The organism is Streptomyces sp. WELS2, from assembly GCF_013870595.1.
Taxonomy (GTDB): Bacteria; Actinomycetota; Actinomycetes; order Streptomycetales; family Streptomycetaceae; genus Streptomyces.
The window spans coordinates 1-8,918 of record NZ_JACBWZ010000203.1; the positions used below are offsets into that span (position 1 = coordinate 1).

Below are 8,918 nucleotides of genomic sequence, written 5' to 3' on the forward strand. Positions count from 1 at the left end.
GAGCCGGAAGCTCCGCCCCCGCACCCGCCCGTGCACGGCCGCGTTGGCCGCGAGTTCGGCGACGATCTGCTCCGCGCGGTCGATGACGGCCGGTGACAGCCCCCAGGCGTGCAGCTCCCCTACGGCGAGCAGCCGCGCCAGGCGGGCGCCACGGCGCGTGGAGGACAGCAGCTGGGAGAACGAATGTACGGTGACGTTGGGGAGTTGGGGTGTCGTGGGGGTCATGGGACCACCATGGCGGGCGCGCACACCGTTGTTCCAGAGCCGCACCCCGTACGCTGCGTCAGCGTACGGGCACTTTCGGTGGACAGTACGCAATCCCTGCCGTCACTGTGGGTGTTGTCGAGCGCGGGGGACGCAGCACGGAACGTACGCACCTGGAGGTGGCCGCGGATGACGCACGGCGGCGCGAGCGAGAACGATGACGACCTGGCGGTCTGCGAGGTGGAGCGGGAGCCCGATCCCTCCGACAGTCTTCGGACGTTCGGGGCGGTCGTCCAGGCCCTGCGCGAGCACGCGGGCCTGAGCCGGGAGGAGTTCGCGCGGTTGGTCCGGTTCTCCAAGCACACCGTGGAGTCCGTGGAGTTGGGCAGGCGCATGCCCGACGAGTCCTTCGTGGAACGGGCGGAGGAGGCCTCGGGCAACACGGGCGCGCTCCGCAGGGCCGCGAAGTTCCTGACGCGGGGGGAGGCGGGCCTCGCGGCGTGGTTCCGACGCTGGGCGAGGCTGGAGAAGGTCGCGGTGAGTCTGTGCACGTATGAGTGCCGGCTGGTGCCGGGGCTTTTGCAGTCGGCTGCGTACGCGAGGGCGGTGTTCGAGGGAACCGTACCTGTGGCGCCGGACGACCAGTTGCAGGACTTCATGGCCACGCGGATGGAGCGGCAGCGGATGCTGTTCGAGCGACCGACGACGCCGTTCAGCTTCATCGTCGAGGAGCATGTGTTCCGGCGGAGGTTCGGGGACGCCGAACAGATGCGGGAGCTACTCGACCATGTACTGGAGTTGAGCGCACCGCGCAATGTCACGCTTCAAATCGTGCCGCTGGAAGCCGGACTGCATGCGTGCCTGGACGGGCCGCTCCAGCTCATGGAGACTCCCAAGGGTCAGCGTCTCGCCTACTCGGAGGGGCAGCAGAACGGCCGCCTGATCTCCGATCTCAGAGAGGTGAGCCTACTGCAACAGCGCTATGACACACTGCGCTCGCAGGCCCTGAACGCCAAGTACTCACGGGGTCTGTTGGAGCAAATCCGAGGAGATCTATGAGCACGACGGAACTCGCCTGGTTCAAGTCCAGCTACAGCGGCAGCCAGGGCGACAGCTGCGTTGAAGTTGCCGTGACGGAGCAGGCCGTGCACGTGCGCGACTCCAAGGACGTCACGCGCCCGGACTTCGCCGTCGGGCGGGACGGTTGGGCGCGGTTCGTGCGGTACGCGGCCGGAGGCTGACGCGCGGGGGCGTGCCGTACGCGACGGTACGCCCCGCACGCCGACGATTTAGTAGCCATGTACATAGTAGCCATGTAACCTACTGGCATGAGCAAGGGTTCGCCGGGTCCGACACCCGGTTTCCTGGTGTGGCGGCTGGCCAACAAGTGGCGCGTCGCGGTCGATCGGGCGATGGCTCCACTTGGTCTCACTCACGCGCAGTACTCACTGCTCGCGTCACTGCACGGCATGCAGCGCGCCGGTGAGTCGCCCAGTCAGCGGCGACTCGCCGACCACACCGGTCTGGAGGCGCTGTACGTCTCGAAGCTGGCGCGCGTCCTGGAGTCGGCCGGTCTGATCGAGCGCACCCGTAATCCGCGCGACCCGCGCGCCGTACAGCTCGCCCTCACCGAGCACGGGGAGGCCGTCGTACGGCAGGCCATCGGGGTGGTGCAGGAACTGCTCCAGCAGTTGCTGGAGCCGCTCGGCGGCCTCGGCGCCCCGCGGACTCGGGCGTTCACCAACGAGCTGACGACCCTGCTCGACGTGCCTCTCGACCCATCCGTACCGCACGACCAGAGCACTCAGGGGGCAAGACCATGACCAGCACCGCGTCCACCACCGAACCCCTCGCCAACTCCCGTGACCTCGGCCTGGCCCACTACGCCGCCCGTGGCGTCCTGGAGCATGTCCTGGCCCGGCACGGCACGACGTTCCAGCAGCAGGTCGCCCTGCGCGCCGCCCTCACCGCCGGCGCCCCGCAGACACCGGACGATCTCGTCGCCGGGGTCCAGCACTCCCTCAAGGCCGATCCGGCAGGCATCCGTGCCACTCTCGACGAACTGCTCGCCAAGGGACTGCTCGAGGCGGACGGCCCGCACCTTCGCCCCACGGACGCGGGGCGCGGGCTGATCGCCGCCGTCGGTGAGGAGATCGCTCCTGTCAGCGCCCGCATCTGGAGCGGGATACCCACTGCCGACCTGGCCGCCACCGCCCGCGTCCTCGCCCTGGTCACCGAGCGCGCCAACGCGGAACTCGCGGCGATGACGGCCTGACCCGCCGGCCGTTCCTGTGACGCCGGCCGCTCTGGCGCTTCAGCGTTCGTCGGTCTGCCCGGTGCCCCGGCGCGGGCGCAGCAGGGTCGCCGCCATGAGCGCGGTGGCGGCCAGGCCGGCCGCCGCGATCGCCGACACCGCGGTGAAGCCCCGGTCGTAGGCGTGCTGTGCCGAGTGCAGCAGCTCGCGGGCGGTCGGGGACGGCACCTGTGCCATGACGTCCTCCGCCGCGGCGAACGACTCCCGGGCCCGGGCCCGTTGGCCTTCGGACAGACCCGGCACCCGGGGCAGGTCCGTGCGGTACACGGCGGTCAGGACGGTGCCCAGGACGGCGACACCGAGTCCCGCGCCGAGTTCGAAGGCCGTCTCCTGGATGGCCGCCGCCTCCCCGGACCGCTCGGGCCGCGCGGCGCCCATGATGGCATCGGCGCCCAGGGTCATGACGATGCCGGCGCCGTATCCCGCGGCGAGCAACGGGGCGAGCAGGACGCCGTAGCGCGCGGTGTCGCCGACGGCCGCGATGGCGGCGTACGCGACGGCGAACAGGGAGAGCGCGCCGGTCAGCGCCCAGCGGTTGCCCCATCGGTTCGCCGCCCAGGGCGCCGTGACCGCGCCGAGCGCGTTGGCGCCGGCCAACGGCATCAGCGCCATCCCGGCACGCGGCGGCGCGTACCCGCCCACCTGCTGGAGCCACTGGGTGAGGAAGAACAGCAGGGCGACATAGCTGCCGAAGCAGCCGATGACACACAGCGTGGCCGTGGTGAAACGGCGTTCGCGGAACAGGGCGAAGTCCAGCAGTGGGTCGGCGACGCGTCGTTGGCGCCGGACGAAGGCGTGGATCAGGGCGGCTCCGCCGAGCCCGGTGAGGACGATGACGGTGTTCAGCCCGGCGTGTTCGCCGGCCTGCTGGAGCGCGTAGACGACACCGGCCAGACCGGTGACCGACAGCACGACGCCAGCCACGTCCCAGCGGCGGGGTTCCGGGTCGCGTGACTCGGGGATGACGCGGGCGCCGACGGCCAGGAGGACGACGATCACGGGGACGTTGACGAGGAACACCGCTCCCCAGCCCCATTTCCCGGTGACCAGACCGCCCGCCAGCGGACCGATGGTGGCCCCGACGCTGTGCGCCGAGGTCCAGACGCCGAGGGCGACGGCGCGCTCGCGGTCGTCGGGGAAGACCACCCGGATGATGGCCACCGTGGACGCCATGATCATCGCCGCGCCGGCACCGAGCGCGGCACGGGCCGCGATGAGCTGTGTGGTCGAGGCCGAGAAGGCGGCCGCGGTGGAGGCGACGCCGAAAGTGAGGAAGCCGCTGAGCACCATGCGGCGCCGGCCGACGCGATCACCGAGGGTGCCGCAGGTCACCAGGAGGGCGGCGAGCGTCAGGGAGTAGACGTCGACGATCCACAGCAACCGGGCGGGGCTCGGCTCCAGGTCCCGGCTCAGGCTCGGCACCGCTACATGCAGGACGGTGAGGTCGATGCCGCACAGGAAGAGGCTGCCCGACACCACCGCCAGCACCAGCCACCGCTGTCTCGCGGGAAGGTTCGGCCGCGCGGGCTCCCCGGCGTTCGCCGGACGGCCCGCCCTCTTCTTCCCGTCGGCTGATCCGGCAGCGGCGGGTGCCTTGCTCTCCGTCATGGCCCCAGCGTCGGCAAGTACCAACTCCCGTCGCAAGTACGGTCATTCGTGTCACCTAGTACCAGGCTGTATACCCATGGAGGTCAGGGATGCGTTCCAAGATGGACGAAGCCTCGGATCACTGCGCGGTCGAGTTCGCCATGGAGTTGCTCGGCGGCCGCTGGAAACTGGCCATCCTCAAACAGCTGGTCTCGGGCACGCACCGGTTCGGCGAGTTGCGGCGTGCGCTGCCGGGTGTCACCCAGCGCATGCTGACCCGCCAGCTGAGGGAGCTGGAGGCGGACGGGCTGGTGGAGCGGACCGTGTACCGGGAGGTCCCGCCGCGGGTCGAGTACACCCTCACCGACGTGGGCCACACGCTGGACTCCATCACGGAGCAACTGGACGCGTGGGGCCGCTGGTACCGCGACACCGTGCGCCGTGAGGCCCCGCCCGGTACCGGTGCGTCCGACTGACCAGGTCACGGTGGCGGCGGGGAGGGTGAGGTGGTGAGGTCGAAGACCTTGCCGGGGGCGATCCGGCCGGTCGGGACGCGGTCGATCAGGCCGGGCCGGCAGCGGCGCACGGGGGCCGGGCCGCCGCGCGGGCCGGCGTGGGAGAAGAAACAAACGCTCCCGGCACGAGGACGCCTACGGCTCCCGCCACGAGACCCGGGGCAGCGAGGGCCGGCCGACCGTGGACCGGGCCTTCACCCCCCGGCCGCGGTGTCATCAGTCCGCCAGGGCCGGTGCGAGAGGCCATTCACGCGGGGAAAACGCAACTTCGACAAGGGCCGCGCGGGCGGCTACCTTCGGCTGGTCTTCGGCGGTTGCCCACGGCCGCGCGGGGGTTTCCCGCGCCGCGCCGTCCGCCGAACCGGGTGCGCATCAGGCACCCCCGGCCAGGAAGAGACGCATGCCCCACCTCGCCCTGTACACGTTCGGCGTCCTCAAGTCACCGCTCGCGGATCCCGCACCCGCCACGCAGGAGTTCTACGACATCGGCGGGGCCGTCTACCGGCAGATCAGCCGGCAGCCCGGATACCTCGGGCACGCCGAAGCGGTGGACGGCGACCGGGGCGTGCTCTTCGGAGCCGACTGGGGTGCGTGGGGGGAGTTCGCCGTACCGGCCTGGTACGACAAGGGGCGTACGGCCAAGACCACCGCCCTGGCCGCGAGCCTCTCGCTCTGGACCGGCCTGCGCCCCGCCTTCGACGCCGTCTACACCGGCCCGCACCGTGAGGCGCTGAAGCGGCGTCACGACTGGTTCGAGCGGGCAGCGCACCCGAATCACGTGTTCTGGTGGGTCCCCGACGGCGTCACCCCCACCTGGCGGGACGGGGTCGCCGGACTGGAACACCTCCACGAGCACGGCTCCACGCCGCACGCCTTCACCTTCCGCCACCCGTTCGCCCCGGACGGGACTCCGGCGGTAGCGGTCAGCCGCAGTCCTTCCCGTTCAGCGTGAAGGCCGCGGGCGTCCCGGCGGGCGTGCCCGTGCCCTGGAATCCGAAGCTCACGCCGGAGCCCGGCGGGATCGCGGCGTTGTGCGCGACGTTCGCGGCGGTGACGTCGGGTCCGCTCTGCGAGACGGTGGCGTTCCAGGCGTTCGTCACCTTCTCGCCGCCCTTGAACGAGAAACCGAGCCGCCAGCCGTCGACGGCCGCCGCACCGGTGTTGCGCACACCGACATCGGCGGTGAAGCCACCGTTCCAGGTGCTGGTCACGCTGTAGGTCACGGCGCACGGGGCGGACGGGGACGTCGGCGTCGGGGTGGGCGTCGGAGTGGGCGTGGGCGTCGGAGTGGGCGTGGGGGAGGGCGTAGGAGTCGGAGCAGGTGTGGGCGTCGGCGTGGTGCCGTCGGGCTCCGCCCCCCACTGCGTGTCCGAACCCTCCGCCAGCACGATGTGCGGCGCGTCCACCGGCGTACTGCCCGGCGTCGTCGGGATCCCCTGGTACGACCAGTCGTCCGCGGGGTTCCACGCCCCGGCCGAGGTGATGCGGAACTGCACCTCCTTGCGGTACGCCGACTGGCCCGCCGGCGCGATCACCGTGTTGGAGCAGTCCACGGTGACGAAGTAGACGTCGCCCTCGAAGTGCGTCGGACCGGACACCTTGCCGCACTTGTTGTAGTTGGTGGTCGTGCTGATCCGGTCGGGCGTGACCCCGCCGCCGAGGGTGAAGTAGTAGCGCAGGGAAGCGTGTGTCAGCGCGCGTGCGGGCCACGCCGATTTGTTGATCAGGTACGCCTTGATCTCGGTGAAGCCGGGACCCGAGGCGTTCACGGACGCCTGGACCGAGATCTCGGGCCCGTCCGGCTTCTCGGCCTGCGGGAAGCCGGCGAGCGGGCTGCCGCCGTACTCGGCGTACAAACGGGCCAGGGCGCCCGTGAAGGCCGCGTTGTAGTCGGTGGCCACCTCGTTGTTCACGTAGTTGGACCGGTCGTCGGTGTACGCGTCGTCCGCCGCGCTCGGCCCGCCGACCAGCGCGCCGTACAGGACGTGCCGGTTGTCCACCGGGCTGGTGAGCTGATCGGTCCACGAGCCGTGACCGGTGCGGTGGTGCGGCTTCGTCGGCGGGTTCGCGCCGAAGCCGACGACGTAACTGGACTTGCGCGGGTTGTCGCCGAGCGCGTAATCGATCTGCCGGACCGCGAAGTCGTGGTAGCGGGCCTTGCGCACCGGGTCGCCGGTCAGCCAGTCGGAGTACGACAGCGCGGCGAACGCGGTGTTGGCGGCGTACCGCAGCGATCCCCAGCTGTCGAGGACCGCCTGCCCGCCGGGCGAGTAGCGCACCTTGGTCCCGTCGACACCGACCGTCCACCAGTCCAGCCACCGGTTGGCGTCGTCGACGTACCGCTGCTTGCCGGTGAGCTGGGCGAGCAGCACGTACGCGGGCCGTGCCATCGGCATGACTTCGGCCGGCCCCCAGAGCTCGGCCGGAGCGCCCGCCGGTCCCGGAGAAGTCCCAGGGATGTTGCCGCCTCCCTGGCCGACCCGCTTCACCGCAGGCCGGCCAGGGGGGAGCGGCACCGGCACCTCACATGTTGATCATGTGGCCGGCCAGGCCGTGGATGGCCTCCTTGACCGCCTCGCCGAGCGTCGGGTGCGCGTGCACGTTGCGGGCGACCTCGTGGACCGTCAGGTCCCACTGCTGGGCCAGGGTCAGCTCCGGGAGCAGTTCGGTGACCTCGGGGCCGATGAGGTGGGCGCCGAGCAGCTCGCCGTGCGTGCCATCGCTGATGATCTTGACGAAGCCGACGGGGTGGCCCAGGCCGTGCGCCTTGCCGTTGGCGGTGAACGGAAACTTGGCCACCTGGACGTCGAAGCCCCGCTCACGGGCCTGGGCCTCCGTCCAGCCGAAGCTGGCCACCTGGGGCTGGCAGTAGGTCGCCCGCGGAATCATGGTGTAGTCCAGCTCCATGGTCTCCGCGTCCGCGATGGTCTCCGCGGCCACCACGCCCATGGACTCGGCGGCGTGCGCCAGCATCAGCTTGGCGGTGACGTCACCGATGGCGAAGATGTGCGGCACGCTGGTCCGGCACCGGCCGTCGACGTCGATGGCGCCGCGCTCGGTGAGGCGGACCCCGGTGTTCTCCAGGCCGTAGCCCCGCACGTTCGGCGCGAAGCCGATGGCCTGGAGCACCTTGTCGGTCTCCAGGGCCCGGCGCTCGCCGTTCTTGTCGACGGTCACCCGGACCCGCGGCCCCGAGTCGTCGATGCTCTCCACGGCCGTGCCGGTCAGCACCTCGATGCCGAGCTTGCGGTAGTGCTTCGCCAGTTCCTTGGAGATCTCCTCGTCCTCCAGCGGGACCATGCGGTCGAGGAACTCCACGATGGTGACGTCCACGCCGTAGCTGCGCAGCACGTAGGCGAATTCCACACCGATGGCGCCGGCGCCCGCGATGACGATGCTGTCCGGCAGCGTCTCGCTGAGGATCTGGCTCTCGTAGGTGACCACACGGTCCGACAGCGAGGTGCCGGGCAGCAGCCGGGGCGTGGCGCCCGCGGCGATGATGCAGTGGCCGAAAGTCACCGCTTCCGTGCGCCCGTCCGGGTAGGTCACCGTCAGACTGTGGTCGTCGGTGAAGACACCCCGCCCCTCGAACTGGGTGATGGCGTTCTTCTTCATCAGATAGTGAACGCCCTTGACCCGGCCGTCGGCGACCTTGCGGCTGCGCTCGTGGGCGACCCGGTAGTCCGCGGACACGTTGTCGCCCACGGAGATCCCGTACGCCTTGGCTTCGTTCGTGACGAACTGCACCATCTCGGCGTTGCGCAGCAGCGCCTTGGAGGGGATGCAGCCGACGTTGAGGCAGACACCTCCCCAGTAGCGCTCCTCCACCACCGCGGTGGACAGGCCGAGTTGTGCGCTGCGAACCGCCGCGGTGTAGCCGCCCGGGCCCGCTCCTAGAACAACGACATCGAAATGTTGGCTCACAAGGAGTTGATCCTCGTCCGGCTGCCGCATCCCGCGCAACCCACTCGAATCGGCCCCGGGGACCGGCCGGTTGGATGGTGAGGCTACCAACAGCCGATCGGTTTTCCGGGAGTGATCTTCGACACGTTCTTTCTGGAGGCGGCCCGTCCGGTGCCGTGATAGGTATTGATCGGCCGTGGCGGAATGCCTACACATCGTGGCTGAAAGCTGCGAGCGGCTGCAGAGCAACGTGTCTAAGGGGGATAGGCGACGTGCCTGACGGTACGGAGAACAGTTGTGTCCGGGTGCTCCCGGGGGGCAGATCGAGCGGATGCGCCGCCGCCCTCCGCGCGGCCGCCCCGGCTCACCCGGCGCCACCGGCCGAGCAGGCCGGC

9 protein-coding genes and 2 pseudogenes are annotated in these 8,918 nt (G+C 70.6%); 6 read left to right on the forward strand and 5 right to left on the reverse strand.

The genetic code is table 11. The features are described from left to right. Nucleotides 1-225, reverse strand: a pseudogene (locus H5J33_RS14615) (ATP-binding protein); the annotation flags it as partial. Between the two features lie 168 nt (nucleotides 226-393). Here H5J33_RS14615 and H5J33_RS14620 point away from each other — a divergent pair. The 4 genes from H5J33_RS14620 (at nucleotide 394) to H5J33_RS14635 (ending at nucleotide 2,479) form a co-directional block, all read left to right on the forward strand. Beyond that, the gene (locus tag H5J33_RS14620) at nucleotides 394-1,263 is read left to right on the forward strand and encodes a helix-turn-helix transcriptional regulator (protein WP_181795343.1); all 870 of its coding nucleotides are present in this window, start codon (nucleotides 394-396) and stop codon (nucleotides 1,261-1,263) included. Further along, nucleotides 1,260-1,445 carry a DUF397 domain-containing protein gene (locus tag H5J33_RS14625; protein ID WP_181795344.1) on the forward strand — a complete coding sequence of 62 codons (186 nt, stop codon included), beginning with the start codon at nucleotides 1,260-1,262 and terminating at the stop codon, nucleotides 1,443-1,445. Before H5J33_RS14620 ends, H5J33_RS14625 begins: the two co-directional genes overlap by 4 nt. 87 nt (nucleotides 1,446-1,532) lie before the next feature. Then, complete coding sequence (locus H5J33_RS14630) at nucleotides 1,533-2,027, forward strand: MarR family winged helix-turn-helix transcriptional regulator (RefSeq protein ID WP_181795345.1); 495 nt, start codon at nucleotides 1,533-1,535, stop codon at nucleotides 2,025-2,027. After that, nucleotides 2,024-2,479 (forward strand): MarR family transcriptional regulator, encoded by a 456-nt coding sequence (locus tag H5J33_RS14635; protein WP_181795346.1) that lies wholly within the window; start codon nucleotides 2,024-2,026, stop codon nucleotides 2,477-2,479. Before H5J33_RS14630 ends, H5J33_RS14635 begins: the two co-directional genes overlap by 4 nt. A 39-nt stretch (nucleotides 2,480-2,518) precedes the next feature. Here H5J33_RS14635 and H5J33_RS14640 read toward each other — a convergent pair whose 3' ends face one another. Beyond that, the gene (locus H5J33_RS14640; protein ID WP_181795347.1) at nucleotides 2,519-4,126 is read right to left on the reverse strand and encodes an MFS transporter; all 1,608 of its coding nucleotides are present in this window, start codon (nucleotides 4,124-4,126) and stop codon (nucleotides 2,519-2,521) included. A gap of 89 nt (nucleotides 4,127-4,215) precedes the next feature. Between H5J33_RS14640 and H5J33_RS14645 the strand changes: the two genes are divergently transcribed. After that, the gene (locus H5J33_RS14645) at nucleotides 4,216-4,581 is read left to right on the forward strand and encodes a helix-turn-helix domain-containing protein (protein ID WP_181795348.1); all 366 of its coding nucleotides are present in this window, start codon (nucleotides 4,216-4,218) and stop codon (nucleotides 4,579-4,581) included. 32 nt (nucleotides 4,582-4,613) lie between these two features. Here H5J33_RS14645 and H5J33_RS37455 read toward each other — a convergent pair. Continuing rightward, nucleotides 4,614-4,742: pseudogene (locus H5J33_RS37455) on the reverse strand (IMP dehydrogenase); the annotation flags it as partial. Nucleotides 4,743-5,020: 278 nt separating this feature from the next. Here H5J33_RS37455 and H5J33_RS14650 point away from each other — a divergent pair. Further along, nucleotides 5,021-5,572 (forward strand): DUF3291 domain-containing protein, encoded by a 552-nt coding sequence (locus H5J33_RS14650; protein WP_181795349.1) that lies wholly within the window; start codon nucleotides 5,021-5,023, stop codon nucleotides 5,570-5,572. On the opposite strand, the gene H5J33_RS14655 is transcribed toward H5J33_RS14650, so the two are convergent. Next, nucleotides 5,544-7,010: a glycoside hydrolase family 9 protein gene (locus H5J33_RS14655; RefSeq protein ID WP_258565078.1), complete on the reverse strand. Its 1,467-nt coding sequence runs from the start codon at nucleotides 7,008-7,010 to the stop codon at nucleotides 5,544-5,546. The two genes, H5J33_RS14650 and H5J33_RS14655, sit on opposite strands and share 29 nt — an antisense overlap. A gap of 133 nt (nucleotides 7,011-7,143) precedes the next feature. Continuing rightward, on the reverse strand, nucleotides 7,144-8,544 hold the full coding sequence (gene lpdA / locus H5J33_RS14660; protein WP_181795351.1) for a dihydrolipoyl dehydrogenase: 1,401 nt from the start codon (nucleotides 8,542-8,544) through the stop codon (nucleotides 7,144-7,146). Nucleotides 8,545-8,918 lie beyond the last annotated feature (374 nt).

Coding starts and splice junctions, on each gene's coding strand:
- H5J33_RS14620 (WP_181795343.1), top strand. CDS start 394: ATGACGCACGGCGGCGCGAGCGAGAACGATGACGACCTGGCGGTCTGC.
- H5J33_RS14625 (WP_181795344.1), top strand. CDS start 1,260: ATGAGCACGACGGAACTCGCCTGGTTCAAGTCCAGCTACAGCGGCAGC.
- H5J33_RS14630 (WP_181795345.1), top strand. CDS start 1,533: ATGAGCAAGGGTTCGCCGGGTCCGACACCCGGTTTCCTGGTGTGGCGG.
- H5J33_RS14635 (WP_181795346.1), top strand. CDS start 2,024: ATGACCAGCACCGCGTCCACCACCGAACCCCTCGCCAACTCCCGTGAC.
- H5J33_RS14640 (WP_181795347.1), bottom strand. CDS start 4,126: ATGACGGAGAGCAAGGCACCCGCCGCTGCCGGATCAGCCGACGGGAAG.
- H5J33_RS14645 (WP_181795348.1), top strand. CDS start 4,216: ATGCGTTCCAAGATGGACGAAGCCTCGGATCACTGCGCGGTCGAGTTC.
- H5J33_RS14650 (WP_181795349.1), top strand. CDS start 5,021: ATGCCCCACCTCGCCCTGTACACGTTCGGCGTCCTCAAGTCACCGCTC.
- H5J33_RS14655 (WP_258565078.1), bottom strand. CDS start 7,010: ATGGCACGGCCCGCGTACGTGCTGCTCGCCCAGCTCACCGGCAAGCAG.